This window comes from Paludibacterium sp. (assembly GCF_019232825.1).
Taxonomy (GTDB): Bacteria; Pseudomonadota; Gammaproteobacteria; order Burkholderiales; family Chromobacteriaceae; genus Paludibacterium.
The window spans coordinates 1-20,110 of the sequence record NZ_JAFAND010000083.1 but is presented as its reverse complement, the minus strand read 5'-3'; the positions used below and the strand labels follow the sequence as shown (position 1 = coordinate 20,110).

Here is a 20,110-nt window from a genome sequence, read left to right as displayed (position 1 = left end):
GGTGGTTGCGCTCGATGCCGACAACCGGCTGTGCTGCTGGCTGTGCCTGCCGCTTAGCGGCTGCGATCTGCCCGCACAGCTCAGCGCTTTCGACGCGCTGATCGCCTGCGCGGAAGGCTTGCTCACGGCGCCGCGCGACCACCTGCCCCCAGGACCGAGCCGGCATATTCCCACCACGCTCGTCAAACCTTGACTCCTACCCCGGAAAAGAAAGGAAATCATTTTGATCATCAACGCCCGAACCCTCGCCAGCGCCATCCGCATGCCGGCGGCCATCAACACGCTCATCCACCAAGATCACCTTGCCCGCACCCGCAGCGGCGAGCAGGTCACCTACAAGGGCTTGAACATCCTGCTGCACCCCCAGCAGCACCGTCGGCACGTCCAATTCTCGCGCCAAAACAGCGCGCCCACCCCCGAGACAACGCAGGCGGCTCAGCGACTCGCCGCCCGCGCGCCCATACGATCGCTCTCCGCCGGCTCGCTCGCCCTACAGCCACCGTCGACGCTGCCATCGAGCAGCATGATCTCCAACTTTTTTACCTGGCGGGCGCAATTGAACGAGATCGCCCAGCAACGTCAGCAGGCACGCAGCGAGTCGGGCCAAGCCCGGTGCGACTTCTTGACCGCGCTATTGGAAGACGAACAGGCGGCGCGCCATACCGCCGAGAAACTGCACGGCTTTCATGCGCGTTTGGCCAAGGCCGGTGATGCCAAAACCCAAGGATTGGGCCGGGTTCCCCTTGCCGATGCGACACGCGCGCAGATGTACCGCCAACTGGCGCGAGCGTCGCTTCCAGACGCCGATCTGAATCTGCACGCCGAGATGGACATCACTAAGGCGGTGCTGGAGCTGTGCAAACTGGAAATCAAACAAGCGGCGAACCTCTCGGCGCAACAGATCCATGCCGAGCAGCAGCAACGCATCGCCTTACTACCCCCGCACTGCCGCCCCGTCGCCATCCAGGCGATCAAAACCTTGGCCGCCGCCTACCTTCAGGCATCACCGGACCCAACCAAGGCATTCAACAAAGGAACGGTTGCCACCTTGGCGCCGGCCAGCCTGTTCAAGGCGAAAGCCGACGCCGACCTGCTGCTGCTCGCTCATCCAGCGCTGAAGTCCGTCGCGAGCGAGGTACTGCTGCTGTGGGCCAAGGATGGCGCGGCGCCGATGAAGCCCATCCCCGCGCCGCGCGCATTCGCGCAAAAACGCGCGGTGACGGGCGCCGCCGCCGTGAACTAGAGCACCGTCCAGCGAATGACGGCAGCGGCGGCTAAGGCGCCAACAGCCCGTCGCTGTCGTCCTTCAGCCGCACGCCGGAACAGCCCAGCTCGCGTGACCGGTTCAGCATCCAGGCCAGTTTCCGTGCCGCCAGCGGCACGGCCAGGCCCTCTGGACGGATATTGGAAATACAGTTGCGCTCGGCGTCCAGCCGGCCGATCCGCGGCGTATAGGTCAAATACAGGCCCATGCTGTCCGGTGACGACAGCCCGGGACGCTCGCCGATCAGCACCACCACCACGCGCGCCTGCAGCAAGGCGCCGATCTCGTCGCCCAGCGCCACCCGTGCTTGACTCGCTAGCACCACCGGGCAGCGCGGCCAGCCCTGTGCGTCGGCCAATGGCCGCGCCGCCAGAAGAAACGGCACGGCATGGCGCGCCACCGCCAGCGCCGACAGCCCGTCGCCGATCACGAACGCCAGTCCGCCCGGCGCCACTGGACAGGCGCTCAACCGCGCCGCACTGTCGTCGTCGAGCCGCCGCCCCCAATCGGGCCGCTGCAAATAAACATCGCGGTTCGGCGCGCGGCTCGCCACGCACAGCGTATCGAAGCCGGCATCGACGCACGCCCGCGCCATGTCATCCATCGCCAGCGGCGTATGCACGGCATCGCGCGCCTGGGCGTGCGCCAGCGAAAACCGCAGCGTTTCATCGGTCGGCATGCTGACGCCGCAGCGCCCCAGCGCGATGCGAGCCGGCGTTAGCTGCGCCAGATGCGCCCATGGGTCGGCCTGCAGCCATTGTCGCTCAGCGTCGTGTTCGCTCATGTCAGCGCTCTCGTCATATCCATCAACGCCGCCGATGCGCCCGGCGGCAGCAGCCGGCCATCGGCGCCGGCAAGCTGCATGCGCTCGAGCCACGCGTCGAATTCCGGCGCGCGTTTGAGCCCTAGCACCTGCCGCAGGTAGAGCGCGTCGTGAAATGACGTGCTTTGGTAATTCAGCATGATGTCGTCGGCACCGGGCACGCCCATGATGAAATTGACGCCGGCGGCGCCGAGCAGCGTCAACAAATTGTCCATATCGTCCTGGTCGGCCTCGGCATGATTGGTGTAGCAGACGTCGCAGCCCATCGGCAGCCCCAGCAGCTTGCCGCAGAAATGGTCTTCCAGGCCGGCGCGGATGATCTCCTTGCCGTCGTACAGATACTCCGGGCCGATGAAACCCACCACGGTATTGACCAGCAACGGCCGGAAATGCCGCGCCACCGCGTAGGCGCGCGCCTCACAGGTCTGCTGATCGACGCCATGGTGCGCATTGGCCGACAAGGCGCTGCCCTGGCCGGTTTCGAAGTACATCACGTTGTCGCCCACCGTGCCGCGCCCAAGCGCCTGCGCCGCGGCATGCGCCTCGGCCAACAACGCCAGATTGATGCCAAAGCCGGCGTTGGCGGCCTCGGTGCCGGCGATCGACTGGAACACCAGGTCGACCGGCGCGCCGCGGCCGATCAGCGCCAGCGTATTGGTCACATGCGTCAGCACGCAGGTCTGGGTGGGGATGTCGAAGCGCCCGCGCACATCGTCCAACAGCCGCAGCAAGTCGTGGATCGCCGCTAGGCTGTCGCTGGCCGGGTTGATGCCGATCACCGCGTCGCCGGCGCCATAGAGCAAGCCGTCGAGCACCGAGGCGGCGATGCCGCGCGCATCGTCGGTCGGGTGGTTGGGCTGCAGCCGCACCGCCAAGCGGCCGGGCAATCCGATCGTGTCGCGAAAGCGCGTGACCACCCGGCACTTGGACGCCACCAGGATCAAGTCCTGATTGCGCATCAACTTGCACACCGCCGCCGCCATTTCCGGCGTGATGCCCGGCGCAACGCGCGCGAGCATGGCGCTATCGGCCGCGTCCGACAGCAGCCAATTGCGGAAATCGCCCACCGTGAGATGGCTCATCGGCGCGAAAGCGGCGCGGTCATGCGTGTCGACGATCAACCGCGTCACCTCGTCGCTTTCATACGGGATCAGCGCCTGGGCAAGAAAGTCGGCCAACGGCACCTCGGCCAGGCACATGCGCGCCACCACGCGTTCCTCGGCGCTCTCGGCGGCAATGCCCGCCAAACGGTCGCCGGCGCGTGGCGGCGTGGCGCGCGCCAGCAGTGTTTTCAAATCGGGAAAGCCGTAGCGGCGCATCCCCAGCGTATAGGTATAAGCCATCGTGCGCGCGGGCGCCGGCGGCGCCCGTCCTTGGTGGTGTTACGGCAAATCGATCGGCGCCAGTTGGCCTTCCAGCAGGGCGTCGTGCTCGGCCGCGGCGCGATGGTGCGACGTCAGGCGGAAATAGACAAAGCCCACGGCCAGCATGCCGGCGAAGATGGCCGCCAAGAGCTGATTGTAGTACACCATCGCCACCAGGCTGACCACGGATAGCGCGAGCGCCACCGCCGGCACCAGCGGGTAGCCCGGCGCGCGAAACGGCCGCGCCAGCGCCGGTTCGCTGCGGCGCAATTTAAACAGCGACAGCATGGCGACGATGTACATCACGATGGCGCCGAACACCGACAGGGTGACGATATTGGCGGTCAGCGGCTGGCCGGCGATCACGATCAGGTTGTCGCTGAAAATCGCCGCGATGCCGATGACGCCGCCGGCCAGGATGGCGCGGTGCGGCGTCTTGAAGCGCGGATGCACCGCCGCCAGAAACGGCGGCAGGTAGCCGGCGCGCGCCAAGGCGAAGATTTGGCGCGAATAGCCCATGATGATGCCGTGAAACGAAGCGATCAGGCCGAAGAGGCCGAGCCAGACCAGCATATGCAGCCAGCCGCTGTTGGCGCCGACGATGCGCTTCATCGCCTGAGGCAGCGGGTCGTTGATGTTGGCGAGCAAGCGCCAGTCGCCGACGCCGCCGGCGAACACCATCACCCCCAGCGCCAATACCACCAACGTCAAAATGCCGGCGATATAGGCGACAGGAATGGTGCGCTTCGGGTCTTTGGCCTCTTCCGCCGCCATGGCCGCGCCCTCGATGGCCAGGAAAAACCAGATGGCGAACGGAATCGCGGCAAACACGCCGGACAGCGCGCCGACATTGAAGTGATCCTGGCCGGCCCAGCCTGCCTGAACAAAATGTTGCCATTGGAAGCCTGGCGCCACCACGCCCATGAATACCAAGAGCTCGATGATGGCCAGCACCGTGACGAACAGCTCGAAGGCGGCGGCGATGCTGACGCCGAGAATATTGAGCGTCATGAACACCGCGTAACAGCCGACCGCCACCCACTTGGCGGACAGACCGGGGAACTGCACGTTCAGATAAGCGCCGATCGCCAACGCGATGGCTGGCGGCGCAAAGACGAATTCACACAAGGTCGCGAGGCCGGCGAGAAAGCCGCCCACCGGACCGAAGGCGCGGCGCGCGTAGGCAAACGGTCCGCCGGCATGCGGAATCAGCGTGGTCAGCTCGGTAAAGCTGAAGATGAAGGCGGTATACATCACCGCCACGCCGAGCGCGGTGATCAGAAAACCCAGCGTGCCGGCGCTGGCCCAGCCGTAGCTCCAGCCAAAGTATTCGCCCGAAATCACCAAACCGACGGCGATGCCCCACAGCTGCCACGGGCCGAGGCGCTGCGCCAGTTCCTTTCCTGCTTGACTCATGATTCGCTCCCTTTGGGATGTGGTTCATGTCGGCAGCATAGGCGGCGCCACGGCGCGATCGTTATCGAAAAACGGAAAATGTATTGCACTGCAATCATGCATCGACATGGCGCCCTGAATCATCTTGGTGCATCGGCAGACCCCGCCCCCCCGCCACGACGGCCATTTCATTTGGCATGCACTTTGCATGTCATCGCGCGGGAGGCGGCTATGGCGACGATGGCGGGAGAGGCGCGCTACCGCGAGTGGCGGGTCAGCGACGTGGACGAGCAGGCGCACAGCATCAGCGCCTGGCAGCAGGACTATCTGCAACTGAGCGAAGGCCGGTTTCAGGGCCGTCTCGACGAGGTGCGCCACGACCGGCTGCAGATCTTTCACGAATACACCAGCCGCGCGACCTGGCAACAATGCCAGCCCTGGCGCGGCGCGATCTGGTTCGGGCTGTCGTCGTCGCCCGATACCATCGGCCTGCGTTTCAACGACCATGGCGTCGCCGCGCACCATCTACTGGTCTGCCCGGCCGGCTATGATTTCACCCTATGCACACCGGATGGCTACGGCATCTTCGGCCTGGTGCTGGAACAGGCCTATCTCGCCGAGCGCGCCGCGCGCCGCTTCGGCGACCTGCTGCCCGCCGCCTGTTTACGCCCCGGCATTCTGCCGTTGTCCGAGCAAGCCTATTGGCAGCTCAGTCATGGCTTGCGCGAAGTGTTGCTCACGCTGCAGCAGGACCCGCGACGCGCCGAACTGTTGGACACCTTGGCCGACGGCCTGCTGCACACCTTGCTGACGCTACTGCGCCCGGGCCGTCTGCAGCCGGGCGCCTCGGCCAGTGCCGCCCGCCACGCCTGGCTGATGACGCGCGCGCGCGCCTTGATCACCCAGCCGGACGACGCCGCGATCACGGTGGATGCCCTGGCGGCACGCCTATTTCTGACGCGGCGCACACTGCAAAACTGCGTGCGCGAAGTGTTGGGCGTGACGCCGCTGACCTTCATTCACGCCGTGCGCTTGCAAGCCTTGCGGCGCGACCTGCGCGATCCGGCGCTGGCGGCGCTCGATCTGCAAGACCTGGCCGCGCGCCATGGCTTCGGTCAGCTGAGCCACTTGGGGCAAGCCTATAAACGCATGTTCGGCGAGACGCTGTCGGCGAGCCGTGTTGGCGGGAGTAGGGAGTCGGGAGTGGGGAGTCGGATGTAGCGTGCGCTCGCGGAGCAGCGCACGGAAAACTGTCAGCCGCGCTCCCTTGTCTTTTAGGCGGCAGCTAGATTAGGGTTTGGCTTGCGGCCTACGCCGCAACGAGCGCGGGCCCCGAGGTCTCGAACACCCCGGAGCCCGCTAACCACCCAACTCACTTGCCATACAAGGAGCTAGCATGGCTATCGCCAATACTAAAGCACACCTTCCCCTTTCTTCAAACCGCCATTTCCGCCAACAGCAGTTGCTCAGCCTGATTTCCGTGTTGTGCGCGCCCCGGCAGTGCCGTCCCAACCCGGACGTCTGCCGGCTGATCGTGGACAGCCAGCTTGCCTGGCGGTCCGTGCCGATCGACGCCAATACGTCTTGGCTTTATCTGCCGCTGGCGGCGCGGGCGCGTGAAGTGGCGGGTTGCCTAGTGCTCACGGCCGATTAAGCCTTTTCACCACGGAGGCGGAGGCCGCAGGCCTCCGATCCCGTACGACTCCCAACTCCCTACTCCCTACTCCCTACTCCCTACTCCCTACCCCATCCGTCTAAACCATGCTTGCCACGCAAACTCGACGCTAGCCGGCGCAATCGCCACACTGATCGGCTCCGCATCGACAAGCGAGGCATACCATGCCCGGCCAATTCAATCTGCCGCATATCACCCACCTGCATTCCCGTTTCAACCAACTTAACCAAGAACAACGTGGCCAGTTGCTGGCCGCGGGCCTCGCCGAGCTGCAGCCGGCGCTCGGCCAAACCATCCAGACCCTGCCGCGCTTGGGCGAGATTGCGCACGATCTGGTCGGCGCCAGCGACGCGCTGCAGTTGCTGCAGCACCTGCTGCAGCTCGCCGGAGAGGAAAAACTGTCCGCCCACGCCATCTGTACGTTGATGGAAGCGCCGTGCATGACGCTACGCCATCAAACCGAGCGGCTGGCGGGCTTGTTGTGACCGACGCGGGACGGCGTCTATGCTGTAATGGCTGGGACGAAACGCGGAGAAAAAACCACCGATGGGCGCCAAGGAAGAAGTGCTGACCCTGCACGTCACCATCACCGGCTGGGTACAGGGTGTCGGCTATCGCTACTGGACGCTGCAGCAGGCGCAGACCCGGCAGCTGTCCGGCTGGGTGCGCAACCGCCGCGACGGCAGCGTGGAAGCGCTATTCAGCGGCCGGCGCGATGCCGTTGAGGCCATGATCGCCGCCTGCCGGCACGGGCCGTATTCGGCCCAGGTCGACGACGTGGTCGCCGCGCCCGCCGATGCGCCGCAACACCCCGGGTTCGAGATGCTGCCGACGCCCTAGCACAGGCGTGCTAAGGCGGATGAACCTATTGTCACGCGATGGCCTGAATCCCGTTTTTTTGGACGACACTCAGCAGCCGCAACGCGGGACCTCCAGGCCTCTTAACACCACGCTCCCAATCTGAGATCAAATTTTTGCTCACATTCAGGTAGCGAGCGAAAACAGGCTGCGACAGGTGTTCACGCTCACGCAGCGCACGAATTTCCTCTGGAGACATAGACGGCACAGGGACAAGGCAGGCCTCATCAAATTCGCGCATGGTCTGCTTGTCGACCGCACCAATCTCATGCAATGCCTCCATCGTCTCATGGATCGCCGCCAAGGCGTCACTCTGGTACTTTTTCGCCATTACCTTGCACCTCCGAAAACTGGCCTTTGCAGATCATCTGTGCCAACTGCTCATCCGTCAGCCCAAGGACATGGGCTGCAGCCTTCTTGAACTGGGCTACCTCATTCGCATCAATATTGTCTTGATCGCTCTTGGCAAAACCGTACACAAAGAAGGCTCGTCCAGCAGCACGGTAGAAGATGATAGAACGAAAACCACCAGACTTGCCTTGACCAACCCGTGCCAACCGCTGCTTGATAACGCCACCACCGAGATCGGCATCTATCTGCCCCTGTTCGGCACACTCAATGGCGGCAAGCAGGACTTTGTCGGAAATGCGTTGCTTTCGCGCGAAGCGCTCAAACCATGCATTCTTGAATACCCTCACTAGAGCATCCCATTAACTATTCTAGCGCACAGTCACACTTAGTGTGACACTAATGAAATCAAATCTCAACCCAGACATATCGCAAAAACACCTCTGCTTAAGGCAGGAAGACGGTATTTTGGTTCGGTGTGATGCCGATACACTCGCAAGAAAAAAGCACCGCCCTCCCAAGATGGGATACGACAGTGCTTTTATCTCAGTTCAGTGAGGAATTGGGGCGTAGTGCCAGTGTAGGGCTGCGGCGCACTGCCTACGGCGAATGCGCCACACCAAGACCATCCATCGCGCCGTTAGACGTTGAACAGGAAGTGCATCACATCGCCGTCCTTGACGATGTAGTCCTTGCCTTCGACGCGCATCTTGCCGGCTTCCTTGGCCTTGGCTTCGCCGCCGAGCGCGACGAAGTCGTCGAAGCTGATCACCTGGGCGCGGATGAAGCCGCGCTCGAAGTCGGTGTGGATCACGCCGGCGGCCTGCGGCGCGGTGGCGCCGACCGCCACGGTCCAGGCGCGCACTTCCTTCACCCCGGCGGTGAAGTAGGTCTGCAGCCCCAACAGCTTGTAGCCGGCGCGAATCAGGCGGTTCAGACCCGGTTCTTCCAGCCCCATGTCGGCCAGGAATTCCACTTTGTCGGCGTCGTCCAGATCGGCGATTTCAGACTCGATGGCGGCGCACAGCGCCACCACCGGCGCGCCCTCGGCGTCGGCCAGCTTTTGCAATGCCGCCAGGTGCGGATTGTCGTGGAAACCGTCTTCCGCCACATTGGCCACGTACATCGCGGGCTTGATGGTCAGCAGGCAATACGGCTTGAGCAGCTCGATTTCCTCGGCGTCGAGCCCCAGGCTGCGCGCGGGCTTGCCCTGGTCGAGGTGGCCGCGCACCTTTTCCAGCAAGGCCACGGCCTTGATGGCGTCCTTGTCGCCCGACTTGGCTTTTTTGCCGTCGCGCTGGATCGCCTTTTCCACCGTGGTCAGGTCGGCCAGCGCGAGTTCCGTGCCGATGGTCTCGATATCGGAAATCGGGTCGACGCGGCCGGCGACGTGCACGACGTTCTCGTCGTCGAAGCAGCGCACCACGTTGACGATGGCGTCGGTCTCGCGGATGTTGGCCAGGAACTGGTTGCCCAATCCTTCGCCGCGCGAGGCGCCGGCCACGAGGCCGGCGATGTCGACGAACTCGACGATGGCGGGCTGCATGCGCTGCGGGTTGACGATCGCCGCGAGCTGATCCATGCGCACATCCGGCACTTCCACGATGCCGACGTTGGGCTCGATGGTGCAGAACGGATAGTTGGCGGCTTCAATGCCGGCCTTGGTCAGGGCGTTGAACAGGGTGGATTTGCCGACGTTGGGCAAACCGACGATGCCGCACTTGAGGCTCATGAACACATTCCTTTCGTTACCGGGCGCGCCGTGTTGGCCACGCCGCCCGCGTCAGTCATTTGGCTGCGGTATGCAGTGTTTTCATCGCGCCGGCCATATCGCCGGCAATCGCCTGCGGCAGCACCGCCAGCGCGGAAACGATCGCTTGATCGATGGCGCTTTGCTCTTCGCTGCGCGGCTTTTTCAGCACGAAGTTGACCACTTCGTTGCGATCGCCCGGATGGCCGATGCCGAGTCTCAGGCGCCAGAAATCCTGGGTGCCGAGCTTGGCGATGATGTCGCGCAAGCCGTTGTGGCCGCCGTGGCCGCCGCCCTGCTTGAAGCGGGCGCTGCCCGGCGGCAGATCGAGTTCGTCGTGCACCACCAGGATTTCGTTGGGCAGGATCTTATAAAAACGCGCCAGCGCCACCACGGCCTGGCCCGAGAGATTCATGAAGGTCGACGGCTTCAACAACCACAGATCGGCGCCGGCAGGCCCGCTCGCGCGCGCGACCTCGCCGAAGAACTTGCCTTCGGCGCGAAACGACTGCTTGACGTCCCACGCCAGTTCATCCACCAGCCAAAAGCCGGCGTTGTGGCGCGTCCGTTGATATTCCGGTCCGGGGTTGCCCAGACCGACAACCAGTTTAATCGCTGTCATGGTGAAGTCATCAACCCATCTGCACAGTAAAAAGCCCGCGGCGGCCCGCAAGGGCGCGCGGCGGGCTTACTCCAGCGCCGGAAATTACTCGGCGGCCGGCTTCGCTTCTTCAGCGGCCGGAGCGGCGGCAGCTTCCGCTTCGATCACGCCACGCGGTACGACGGCTTGCGCAACGGTAGCGTTGTCGCCGCGGACCAGCAGGGAGATTTCCACGCCAGCCGGCACCTTCAGATCGCTCAGGTGAACCGATTCACCGGCGGCGATCTTGGACAGGTCGACTTCGATGAAGTGCGGGATCTGGTTCGGCAGCGCGCGAACGTCCACGTCGTTCAGAACGTGGGTGATCTTGGCGCCTTGGGTCTTCACGGCCGGGGACTCGTCTGCGTTGACGAAGTGCAGCGGCACATGCACGTGGATCGGCGCGTTCAGGTCGACGCGCTGGAAATCGATGTGCATGACTTGCTGCTTGTACGGGTGCATTTGGAAATCGCGCAGCAGCACGGCTTCCTTTTTGCCGTCGACGACCAGGTTCAGAATGCCGCTGTGGAAATCTTCTTCCTTCAGCGCGTAGTAAACCGGGTTGTGGTCCAGCACGATCGATTCGGCAGCCTTGTCAGCACCGTAGATCACGCCCGGCAGCTTGCCAGCGTGACGCAGGCGGCGGCTCGCACCCGTACCCATCTCTTCACGCTTAGCGGCGATCAGTTCAAAAGACATTGCAATACTCCATTCAAGTTAAAGGCATGCCGCCCACCGCGACCAGCGGGCGACATGTTTTCCCGGTTGCCCGGAAAACCTCGGCATGCCGCAAGGCAGCCCTGTTACGGCAGGCAAGCGCCCGACGAAACCAATTCTTCGTTGAAGAGGTAGGAAACCGACTCTTCGTTGTTGATCCTGCGCAGCGTCTCGGCCAGCAGGCCGGCGATCGACACCACGCGGATTTTATCGCACTGGCGCGCCGGCGCGGTCAGCGGGATGGTATCGGTGATCACCACTTGGTCGATGTCCGAGTGAATCAGGCGGTCGACCGCCTGACCCGAGAACACCGGGTGGGTGGCATAAGCCAGCACGCGCTCGGCGCCGCGCTCCTTCAGCGCGGAAGCCGCCTTGCACAGCGTGTTGGCGGTATCGATCATGTCGTCGACGATCAGGCAAGTACGGCCGGACACGTCGCCGATGATGTTCATCACTTCGGCCACGTTGGCTTTCGGACGGCGCTTGTCGATGATGGCCAGGTCGGTATTGAGCGCCTTGGCCATGGCACGGGCGCGCACCACGCCGCCAACGTCCGGGCTGACCACGATCAGGTCCTCGATGCGCTGTGCGCGCATGTCCTTGAGCAGCACCGGCGTGGCATAGACGTTGTCCACCGGCATATCGAAGAAGCCCTGAATCTGGTCGGCGTGCAAGTCGACGGTCAGGATGCGGTCGATGCCGGCCGACGTCAGCATGTTGGCGACGAGCTTGGCGGAAATCGGCACACGGGCGGAACGGGGACGGCGGTCTTGGCGGGCGTAGCCGAAATACGGGATGGCGGCGGTGATGCGGCCGGCCGAGGCGCGGCGCAGCGCGTCGGCCATCGTTAGGATTTCCATCAGGTTGTCGTTGGTCGGCGCACAGGTCGACTGCAGAATGAACACGTCGCGGCCGCGAACGTTTTCCAGCAGCTCCAGCGCCACCTCGCCATCGCTGAAGCGGCCGACGTCGGCACGGCCCAACGAAATGTCCAGGTGCTTCACCACATTTTGCGCGAGTTCCGGATTAGCCGTTCCGGTGAAAACCATCAAACTGTCGTATGCCGCCATGTCGTCGCCCCAACTGGAATAAAGAAAAAGCGTGTAAGGAAACTTACACGCTTTTATTCTGCTTCTCTACCAAGAGAAATTTTGGCTGGGGAGGTAGGGATCGAACCTACGAATGCCGGAATCAAAATCCGGTGCCTTACCACTTGGCGACTCCCCAGTAATCTGCTCAGTTCGTGTCGTATAACGGGTGGCGATCCAGCCCCTTTGCCACAAAGCCATCATACTTTTCAGACACGACCCTAAAAATTTTTGCTGCCTCGTTTTCACTGTCGCACTCCAGGAACACGCAACTTCCAGAGCCAGTCATCAACGGCGAACCGAATTTTCTCAGTTCGTCCAGCGCTTCGTTTACCGCCGGATACAGCTTACACACAACGCTTTGCAGGTCGTTTCCTACTTGCTGCGTCGTTTCGAGGATTGGCATTATGCTAGGGGCCGAATCCCTTGTCAACAGCGGCGATGAAAAAATTTCAGCGGTCGGAACATGCACGCCGGGATGCAGCACGACATACCACTTGGACGGCAGCGCCAGCGCCGCCAATTCGTCGCCGATACCGCGGGCAAACGCGTTTTGTCCAAACACGAACACCGGCACATCCGCGCCGAGCGTCACCCCCAACGCCATCAGCCGCTCGCGGGAGAGTCCGGTGCCCCACAGCTGGTTGAGCGCCATGAGCACGGTGGCGGCGTCGGAACTGCCGCCGCCCAAACCGCCACCCATCGGGATGCGCTTTTTCACGCGCAGATCGGCGCCCTGCCCGCAGGCGGTTTCGCGCTGCAGCAGCCGCGCGGCGCGCACGGTCAAATCCTGTTCCGGCGCGACGCCAGGCAAAGGATCGGCCAGCACGATGCGGTCATCGGCGCGCGGCGCGATCTCCACGGTGTCGCCGAAATCGAGCAGGCGAAACACGGTTTCCAGCAAGTGATAGCCGTCGGCGCGCCGGCCGACCACCTTCAGCATCAAATTGAGTTTGGCCGGGGCCGGGAAAGCGCGGTAATCAATGTCGGACATGGCGAAATGAAGAGCGAGAACGTTATTGCCAGCGATAAGTCACCAGTCGGATCGTCAGATCGTCCCGGGCCAGATCGACACGTTTGGGATAGGGCGACGGATTGTCGGCGTCGGCAAGGAAGCGGATACGCCAGCCTTGCTGCAACAGACTGCCGTCGGCGTCAAATTGCGCCGGCACGTCCGGCGCCGCCTGACCTCGTATCCACCACACCAAATTGGACAAGGGTAGCGTCCAGCCCAGTCGAGCCTGCGTCAAACGCTCGACATCGGGGGCGCGCCACGTCTGGCCGTCGGACTCCAGCGTCACGCCCGACGCGTCGCGGCTCAAATGCGCCACCGTGGTCCCGACCGGGGTGTTGATCGACAGGTCGTCGCTGGCGACACTATGCGCCCACTCGAAATTGGCGGTGTTGCCGTGCCCATTCATATTCACCGACAAGCGACCGGAAACCGAGAACGGCGTATCGGCCATGCCGGCCGTTTGCGGCGCGGCCGGGCGGAACAGCGTTTCCTGGGTGGCGCAGCCTGCCAGCAACAGCGCGACGGCGAGCCACAGAACCCGGATCATTGCGGCCCCATGAAGCGGCGCATGGTCTCATCCAGCTCAGGATGCTCCGTCGTCGCCTGGCGCGCCTTGCTCCATAGCGTGCGCGCCTCGTCCTGCCGGCCGAGCGACCACAGCACCTCGCCGTAATGCGCCGCCACCTCCTGGTCGGGCAACAGCGTATAGGCGCGCTGCAGGTACGGGAGCGACTCCTCGCTCTTGCCCAGTTTGAACAGCACCCAACCCATGCTATCGATGATCATGGCGTTGTCCGGCTCGATCTTCAGCGCGCGCGCGATCAGGTCATAGGCCTCCTGGTAACGCGTGGTGCGCGTGGTCAGGATATAGCCCAGCGCGTTGAGCGCCTGCTGATTGTCCGGCTGCTGCTTGAGCACCAGACGCAAATCGTGCTCGGCACTCGGCGTATCCTTGCGGATATCGGCGATCAGCGCGCGCTCATACAGCAGATCCGGCTGCTTCGGCTGGGTCCGCAGCGCGCGCGTCAACAACTGATAGGCCTCGTCGGCACGCTTGGCCTCGCGGGCGATTTCGGCCTGCGCCAGCGTCAATTGCACGCGCTCGTCGGCGGAGCCCTCCAGCCGGCCCAACCGCGCGATGGCCTGATCGGCCTCGCCGTTATGCGCCTCGATAAAGGCGAGCCGCAGTTGCGAGGGCAGGTACTGCGCGCCCTCGCCCACCTGTTCATACCAGCCCGCCGCCGTTGGCAGATCGTTTTGCGCTTCGGCAATCTGGCCCAGCGAATATTTGACGAAATCCGCATCGGGATAATGCTCGGCCAACGCCCCCTCCAGGTAGCGTTGCGCCGCCGGCAGATCGCCCAGCTGGAACGCCAGGAGGCCCGAGGCATACAACAGATCCGGTTGGCGCGGCGCCTGTTTGAGCAGGCTCTCGAACGCCGCACGCGCTTCGGGGAAGCGCCGCTGCGCCACCAACAGGCGCGGATACGCCATCTTCAGTTCCAGTGATGCGTCCGGCCGCCGCGCCAGCTCTTTCTTCAGAAAAACGATGGCCGCCTCGGGATCGGCCTTGCGCAGTTGGTCCGCCTGCCACGCCACCGGCAAATCCCACTTCGGCGCCAAAACCGCCAACCGGTCAAACTCGCGGTCGACCACGTCTTGGTGGCCGCCGGCGAGCGCCGCGGTCGTCAGCAGGGCGAAACGGGCTTCAGGCAAATCGGGATACGGCGCAGCGAGCGCATTGACCATCTCGTAGGCGCCGGCCTTGTCGGTCAGCGTCGGCGACTGGCGCGCCAGTTCGACAAACACCGGTACCGCCAAGTCGGGTTGCTTGGCCAGTACTTCGGTGATCAGCCGGCGGCTTTCGGCCAGCTTGCCGGTACGCAGCGACACCACGATCAGCTGCTCGTGCGCCGGCACCGAATCGGGCTCGGTCGACAACCACAGGTGCAGCGCCTCGTCGGCGACACTCAGATTGCCCGATATCAGGGCAAACTGGGCCGCACGCTCCGCCAGCCGCGGATCGCGCGTCTGCTTGGCGAGTGTCAGCTCCGTCACCGCGGCCGAACCGACAACGCCGCGCTGCGCGGCGATTTCGCTTGCCAGGATGCCGAAGAGCAACTCCGGCGTCAGCGCCACCTTCGGATAGCGGGCATCGTCCGCCACCGGCACGGCGGCAGCCGGCGCCGACGCGTCCGCGGGCGGTTGAGCCGCCGTCGGCGGTTGCGTGGCGGCACACGCGGCGAGGGTCGAAAGCAAAATCAGCAGCAGGGGGCGTTTTAACGATTTCATTAGCATGGAATCAAGATCGGGCGAATAAGTAGAATAACATGCGTTACGATGATTCTTTCATTATTAGAGGCAATTCGCGTCATGCCAGAATTACCGGAAGTCGAAACCACCCGCCGCGGTGTCGAGCCCTGGCTGCACAATCAGGTCATCCGCGACGTGATCGTGCGCGAACCCAGGCTGCGCTGGCCGGTGCCGCCGCACTTGGCCGACACGCTACGCGATCTGCCGGTGCGCGCGGTCGACCGGCGGGCCAAATATTTGCTGCTGCATTTCGATACCGGTTGCCTGCTGATTCATCTCGGCATGTCGGGCAGCCTGCGCGTGGTGGCGCCCGATACGCCGGCCGGCAAGCACGACCACATCGACTTTGTGCTCGACGAACGTTTGCTGCGCTATCGCGACCCGCGCCGTTTCGGCGCTGTGCTATGGCACATCGGGCCACTCGAATTCCACCCGCTCTTGAAGGATCTGGGGCCGGAGCCGCTCGATCCGGCATTCGACGCCGCAGCGCTGTTTGCCGCCACCCGCGGCAAGCGCGCGGCCATCAAACTCGTGCTGATGAACAACCACACCGTGGTCGGCGTGGGCAACATCTACGCCAACGAGGCGCTGTTCGGCGCCGGCATCCACCCGGCGCGCGAGGCCGGCGCGCTGTCTCGCGGCGAATGCGACCGCCTGGTACAAACCATCAAGGACACGCTCTCGCGGGCCATCGCCGCCGGCGGCAGCACCTTGCGCGATTTTGTCGATGCCGAAGGCAAGCCGGGCTACTTCCAGCAGACCTATCAGGTCTACGACCGGGCGGGCCTGCCGTGCCCACGTTGCGCGACCAGCATATGTCATATTCGACAGGGGCAAAGAAGCTCATACTATTGCCCTCAATGCCAACCATGCTAGAGTGGCAGCATTGTCCGCCGACGCATTCCGACCGTACTGCATTGAAAACCACCTTGCCTCACACGACCCTTCCGACCCGGCTGTGCCGCCTGGCGCGCATGGGTTGGCGCTTTTTGATCGGTTTCTCCATCCTGGCGTTCCGCTACACCCGGCTGTCCCCCGCGCAGCAAACGGCCGTCACCACGCGCTGGTGCCGTCAGTTGCTGGCTACGCTGGCGCTGGAGGTGCGCGTGTCCGGCCAATTGCCCGCCACCCAACCGGGCAACACGCTCTTGGTTTCCAACCACGTGTCCTGGCTCGACATCATCGCGCTGGCCGCCTACACGCCGCCCCGCTTCGTCGCCAAAAGAGAGATCCGCGGCTGGCCGGTGATCGGCTGGATGGTGGCGCGCGGCGGCACGCTGTTCATCGACCGCACCAACCGCCGCGACGCGAGCCGGGTCAATCAAGTCATGGCCGAATCGCTCCGGCGCGGCGACTGCCTGTGCGTCTTCCCCGAAGGCACGACCACCACCGGCCACCACCTGCTGCCGTTCAAATCGTCGCTATTCGAATCCGCCCTGCTCGCCGGCAGCATGGTGCAGCCGGTGACGCTGCGCTATCTGGACGAACGCGGCGAGGTGACCACCGCGCCGTCTTACGCCGGTGACACCACGTTCTGGCAAAGCTTGGCCAGTCTGCTGAAACTACGCAAAGTCGTGGTCGAGGTGCATTACGGCCAGCCGCTCACGGCCGGTCAAGAACCGCTGATGACCCGTTTCGAGCTGTCCGAAGCCGCCCGCCACGACATCGCCGGGCATCTCAAGCAATGGCTTGATACGCCTGACACTCAAGCGAGAACAGCTGGCGATCCTCAAGTCGAAGCGCCGTAAGGCTGCCGCCCCACAAGCAGCCGGTGTCGATGGCCAGGATTTCGTCGGTCACGAACAGCCCCAGCGCAGACCAATGACCGCAGATGATCGGCGTGCCTTGGCTGCGGCGGCGTTCGACGGCGAACCAGGGCAATAAATTGGCCGGCGCGTCGGCCAACTCCCCCTTGAACGACAAGTCCATCTCGCCGTCGCGCGTAACGAGCCGCATGCGCGTCATGGCGTTCACGATCAGCCGCAGACGCTCGACGCCGCGCAGCTCCTCGCTCCAGCGCGTCGGCTTGTTGCCATAGAGCCGGGAGAGAAATTCGCGGTAACCCGGCCCGGACAATTCATTCTCCACCTCTTCGGCCAAGTCGAGCGCCCGGTCGATGGTCCACTCCGGCAGTAAGCCGGCATGCACCATCGCATAGCCGTCGCCGGCGATCATCAGCGGCTGGCAACGCAGCCAATCGAGCAGCACCTTGCCGTCGGCGGCGTGCAACACATCCAGCAGCGTGTCGCTGGCATGCACCTTGCCGAAGCCTTCGGCCACCGCCAGCAGGTGCAGGTCGTGGTTGCCGAGTACGGTCTGCACGCAATCCTGATGGCTATAGACCCAGCGCAGCACCTCGAGCGACTCGGGACCGCGGTTGACCAGGTCGCCGGTCAGCCACAGGCTGTCCTTGCCGGGATTGAATTCGATCATGCGCAGGAGCTTCTGGAAGGGGGCGAAACAACCCTGGATATCACCGATCGCGTAGCTGGCCATGATCTTTCCTTTCTCTGGCGGGGCGCCGCAGTCGCGCCCCGTACGAAGTGACATGATACTGCATGCTACAATGGACGCTCAGCGTTACCAATTTATTCCAGTACATAAAAAATTTCCTGGGCATCTTGACCCCGTGGCGTTCATCCCCGCCGGCAACCCCCGCAAACCGAGAAAGCATGTCCCTGACGCAACTGAACACGCCGCAGCGCGAAGCGATTCATTACCTGGACGGCCCGTTACTGGTACTGGCCGGGGCTGGTAGCGGGAAAACCCGCGTCATCACCTTCAAGATCGCGCACCTGATTCGCCATGCCGGCATTCAGGCGCGCAATATCGCCGCCATCACCTTCACCAACAAGGCGGCGCGCGAAATGCTGGAGCGCATCGGCAAGCTCATGAATTCGGGCGAACTGCGCGGGCTGACCGTCTCGACCTTCCATTCGCTCGGCATGCACATGTTGCGCCAGGAAGCCACGCATCTCGGCTACAAGCCGCAGTTCTCGATCCTCGATGCCTTCGACGCCGGCAAGATCATCGCCGACATCCTGCTCACCACGCACAAAGAGGAAGTGCGCAAGGTCCAGTCGCAGATCTCGCTGTGGAAAAACGACTTCAAGGACCCGGCCGGCGCGCTCGCCGCGGCCGAGACCGAATTCGACGCCATCTGTGCCCGGACCTACCAAGCCTATCAGGACACGCTGGCCGCCTACCAGGCGATGGACTTCGACGACTTGATCCGGTTGCCGGTCGAACTGTTGCGCAACCACCCCGACGTCTTGGAGCGCTGGCAGAACAAGCTGCGCTATCTGCTCATCGACGAGTACCAAGACACCAACACCTGCCAATACCAACTGGTCAAACTGTTGACCGGCGTGCGCGGCATGTTCACCGCCGTCGGCGACGACGACCAGTCGATCTACGCCTGGCGCGGCGCCAACATGGAAAACCTGCGCTTGCTGCAGCATGACTTTCCTCGGCTCAAAATCATCAAGCTGGAACAGAATTACCGCTCGACGGCGCGTATCCTGCGTGCCGCCAACAGCGTGATCGCCAACAACCCGAAGCTGTTCGAGAAGCAACTATGGAGCGAACTGGGGCTGGGCGAGCCGATCCACGTCGTGCAGTGCAAGGATGAGGAGCACGAGGCCGAAGTGGTCGTGCAGCGGCTCATGGCGCACAAGTTCGAACACCGCACCGCGTTCAAGGACTACGCCATCCTGTACCGCGGCAATTACCAGGCGCGCATCTTCGAGCAGGCGCTGCGCAATCAGCGCATCCCCTATCAGATGTCGGGCGGACAATCGTTCTTCGACAAACCGGAGATCAAGGACGTGCTCGCCTATATGCGGCTGATCAGCAACCCGGACGACGATCCGGCGCTGATTCGCGCGTTGACCACGCCCCGGCGCGGCGTGGGCGCCGGCACGCTGGAAAAGCTCGGCGCCTATGCCGGACAACGCCAGAAGAGCCTGTTCGCCGCCGCGCACGAAGAGGGCTTCCAGCATCAAGTGCAGCCCGCCCAGCTGGAGCCGTTGCTCGATTTTTGCCGGATGATCAGCCAATTGCAGTACCGCGCCGTGCGCGAGCCCGCCGGCGCGCTGACCCTGGAAATGCTGCAAGCCATCGGCTACGAGGCCTGGCTTTACGACAGCGAAGAACCGCGGCCGGCGGAGACGAAGTGGAAGAACGTGCTGGAGCTGGTCGGCTGGCTCGGCAAAAAGGGCGAGGAAGACGGCAAGACCCTGATCGATCTGACCCAAACCATCGCGCTCATCACCATGCTGGAAGGCCGCGAGGAAAGCGAGGTCGATGCCGTGAAAATGTCGACGCTGCATGCTTCCAAGGGGCTGGAATATCCGCACGTATTCCTGGTGGGGGTGGAGGAAGGCATTCTGCCGCACCAGGAATCGGTCGACAACGGCATGATCGAGGAAGAGCGCCGGCTGATGTACGTCGGCATCACCCGCGCCCAGCGCAGCTTGACGCTCAGCTACTGCGTCAAGCGCCGCCGCGGCGGCGAGTGGCTGTTCGTCGAGCCGTCGCGCTTCATCGACGAGATCGACGAGGCCGACATCAAGCACTTCGGCCGCCGCGGCGCCGAACCGCTGGTCAGCCGTAGCGAGGGCAAGGCCAAGCTCGCGAGCCTCAGCGCCATGCTCGGCGCCAAGACCGGCAAGGAGTCATAAAAAAAGCCGCCCTCTCAGGCGGCTTTTTTTTTCAGGCTGTTGATAAAGCCCAGAGTCTCTCTGGGCTTTATCTTTATCATTTACACAATTTTCAGATTTGACCTCATTGCAGTAGCCTTTCCAAGTTTCCTTACGTGTTGTCATGATCCCCGCCAACTAGGGCGCGCCCGCAGCGGCC

The 20,110-nt window shown here is 63.6% G+C and carries 22 protein-coding genes and 1 tRNA gene; 9 read left to right on the top strand and 14 right to left on the bottom strand.

What is annotated here, in order from left to right:
- Together JOZ06_RS10630 and JOZ06_RS10625 are read left to right on the top strand one after the other, a co-directional pair.
- The coding region (locus tag JOZ06_RS10630; protein ID WP_293232207.1) for a hypothetical protein at positions 1–193 on the top strand (193 nt) is incomplete at its 5' end.
- 30 nt (positions 194–223) lie between these two features.
- Positions 224–1,243 carry a hypothetical protein gene (locus JOZ06_RS10625; RefSeq protein WP_293232205.1) on the top strand — a complete coding sequence of 340 codons (1,020 nt, stop codon included), beginning with the start codon at positions 224–226 and terminating at the stop codon, positions 1,241–1,243.
- A gap of 31 nt (positions 1,244–1,274) precedes the next feature.
- On the opposite strand, the gene eutC is transcribed toward JOZ06_RS10625, so the two are convergent.
- From eutC to eat, 3 genes are read right to left on the bottom strand one after another with little or no spacing between them, the layout of a single operon-like run.
- Positions 1,275–2,048, bottom strand: a complete 774-nt coding sequence (gene eutC / locus JOZ06_RS10620) for an ethanolamine ammonia-lyase subunit EutC (protein WP_293232203.1) — start codon at positions 2,046–2,048, stop codon at positions 1,275–1,277.
- Positions 2,045–3,430, bottom strand: a complete 1,386-nt coding sequence (locus JOZ06_RS10615) for an ethanolamine ammonia-lyase subunit EutB (protein ID WP_293232201.1) — start codon at positions 3,428–3,430, stop codon at positions 2,045–2,047. The genes eutC and JOZ06_RS10615 overlap by 4 nt, the downstream gene beginning before the upstream one ends.
- Before the next feature lie 39 nt (positions 3,431–3,469).
- Complete coding sequence (gene eat, locus JOZ06_RS10610) at positions 3,470–4,867, bottom strand: ethanolamine permease (RefSeq protein ID WP_293232199.1); 1,398 nt, start codon at positions 4,865–4,867, stop codon at positions 3,470–3,472.
- A gap of 210 nt (positions 4,868–5,077) precedes the next feature.
- Between eat and JOZ06_RS10605 the strand changes: the two genes are divergently transcribed.
- From JOZ06_RS10605 to JOZ06_RS10590, 4 genes are all read left to right on the top strand, one after another.
- Positions 5,078–6,067 carry a helix-turn-helix domain-containing protein gene (locus JOZ06_RS10605; RefSeq protein ID WP_293232197.1) on the top strand — a complete coding sequence of 330 codons (990 nt, stop codon included), beginning with the start codon at positions 5,078–5,080 and terminating at the stop codon, positions 6,065–6,067.
- Positions 6,068–6,242: 175 nt separating this feature from the next.
- A complete protein-coding gene (locus tag JOZ06_RS10600) occupies positions 6,243–6,500 on the top strand; it encodes a hypothetical protein (RefSeq protein ID WP_293232195.1) in 258 nt (85 codons plus the stop codon).
- Positions 6,501–6,685: 185 nt separating this feature from the next.
- Positions 6,686–7,006, top strand: coding sequence for a hypothetical protein (locus JOZ06_RS10595; RefSeq protein WP_293232193.1), 321 nt, complete (start codon positions 6,686–6,688; stop codon positions 7,004–7,006).
- A gap of 61 nt (positions 7,007–7,067) precedes the next feature.
- Positions 7,068–7,361 (top strand): acylphosphatase, encoded by a 294-nt coding sequence (locus JOZ06_RS10590; protein ID WP_293232192.1) that lies wholly within the window; start codon positions 7,068–7,070, stop codon positions 7,359–7,361.
- A 31-nt stretch (positions 7,362–7,392) separates the two neighbouring features.
- Here JOZ06_RS10590 and JOZ06_RS10585 read toward each other — a convergent pair whose 3' ends face one another.
- The 10 genes from JOZ06_RS10585 to JOZ06_RS10540 all read right to left on the bottom strand — a co-directional run bounded on the left by JOZ06_RS10585 (position 7,393) and on the right by JOZ06_RS10540 (position 15,229).
- Complete coding sequence (locus JOZ06_RS10585) at positions 7,393–7,710, bottom strand: DNA-binding transcriptional regulator (RefSeq protein WP_293232191.1); 318 nt, start codon at positions 7,708–7,710, stop codon at positions 7,393–7,395.
- Complete coding sequence (locus JOZ06_RS10580; RefSeq protein ID WP_293232189.1) at positions 7,688–8,077, bottom strand: type II toxin-antitoxin system RelE/ParE family toxin; 390 nt, start codon at positions 8,075–8,077, stop codon at positions 7,688–7,690. Before JOZ06_RS10580 ends, JOZ06_RS10585 begins: the two co-directional genes overlap by 23 nt.
- Before the next feature lie 290 nt (positions 8,078–8,367).
- Positions 8,368–9,459: a redox-regulated ATPase YchF gene (gene ychF, locus JOZ06_RS10575; protein WP_293232187.1), complete on the bottom strand. Its 1,092-nt coding sequence runs from the start codon at positions 9,457–9,459 to the stop codon at positions 8,368–8,370.
- Between the two features lie 55 nt (positions 9,460–9,514).
- Entirely contained in the window at positions 9,515–10,099 is a 585-nt protein-coding gene (gene pth, locus JOZ06_RS10570; RefSeq protein ID WP_293232185.1) for an aminoacyl-tRNA hydrolase, read from the bottom strand.
- Positions 10,100–10,183: 84 nt separating this feature from the next.
- Positions 10,184–10,816: a 50S ribosomal protein L25/general stress protein Ctc gene (locus tag JOZ06_RS10565; protein WP_293232183.1), complete on the bottom strand. Its 633-nt coding sequence runs from the start codon at positions 10,814–10,816 to the stop codon at positions 10,184–10,186.
- 104 nt (positions 10,817–10,920) lie between these two features.
- A complete protein-coding gene (locus JOZ06_RS10560) occupies positions 10,921–11,904 on the bottom strand; it encodes a ribose-phosphate pyrophosphokinase (RefSeq protein WP_293232181.1) in 984 nt (327 codons plus the stop codon).
- Positions 11,905–11,986: 82 nt separating this feature from the next.
- Positions 11,987–12,061 (bottom strand) — tRNA-Gln (locus JOZ06_RS10555).
- A 9-nt stretch (positions 12,062–12,070) separates the two neighbouring features.
- Entirely contained in the window at positions 12,071–12,916 is an 846-nt protein-coding gene (gene ispE / locus JOZ06_RS10550; protein WP_293232179.1) for a 4-(cytidine 5'-diphospho)-2-C-methyl-D-erythritol kinase, read from the bottom strand.
- A 22-nt stretch (positions 12,917–12,938) separates the two neighbouring features.
- Positions 12,939–13,484: a lipoprotein insertase outer membrane protein LolB gene (gene lolB, locus JOZ06_RS10545; RefSeq protein WP_293232177.1), complete on the bottom strand. Its 546-nt coding sequence runs from the start codon at positions 13,482–13,484 to the stop codon at positions 12,939–12,941.
- Positions 13,481–15,229, bottom strand: a complete 1,749-nt coding sequence (locus tag JOZ06_RS10540) for a tetratricopeptide repeat protein (protein WP_293232175.1) — start codon at positions 15,227–15,229, stop codon at positions 13,481–13,483. Before JOZ06_RS10540 ends, lolB begins: the two co-directional genes overlap by 4 nt.
- A gap of 81 nt (positions 15,230–15,310) precedes the next feature.
- On the opposite strand from JOZ06_RS10540, the gene mutM reads away from it, so the two are divergent.
- Together mutM and JOZ06_RS10530 are read left to right on the top strand one after the other, a co-directional pair.
- The gene (gene mutM / locus JOZ06_RS10535; protein ID WP_293232173.1) at positions 15,311–16,126 is read left to right on the top strand and encodes a bifunctional DNA-formamidopyrimidine glycosylase/DNA-(apurinic or apyrimidinic site) lyase; all 816 of its coding nucleotides are present in this window, start codon (positions 15,311–15,313) and stop codon (positions 16,124–16,126) included.
- A gap of 53 nt (positions 16,127–16,179) precedes the next feature.
- On the top strand, positions 16,180–16,998 hold the full coding sequence (locus JOZ06_RS10530) for a lysophospholipid acyltransferase family protein (RefSeq protein WP_293232171.1): 819 nt from the start codon (positions 16,180–16,182) through the stop codon (positions 16,996–16,998).
- Here JOZ06_RS10530 and JOZ06_RS10525 read toward each other — a convergent pair.
- The gene (locus JOZ06_RS10525; RefSeq protein WP_293232169.1) at positions 16,928–17,746 is read right to left on the bottom strand and encodes a symmetrical bis(5'-nucleosyl)-tetraphosphatase; all 819 of its coding nucleotides are present in this window, start codon (positions 17,744–17,746) and stop codon (positions 16,928–16,930) included. The genes JOZ06_RS10530 and JOZ06_RS10525 overlap by 71 nt on opposite strands.
- 176 nt (positions 17,747–17,922) lie before the next feature.
- On the opposite strand from JOZ06_RS10525, the gene JOZ06_RS10520 reads away from it, so the two are divergent.
- Positions 17,923–19,932: a UvrD-helicase domain-containing protein gene (locus JOZ06_RS10520; RefSeq protein ID WP_293232167.1), complete on the top strand. Its 2,010-nt coding sequence runs from the start codon at positions 17,923–17,925 to the stop codon at positions 19,930–19,932.
- The last annotated feature ends 178 nt before the right edge of the window (positions 19,933–20,110 follow it).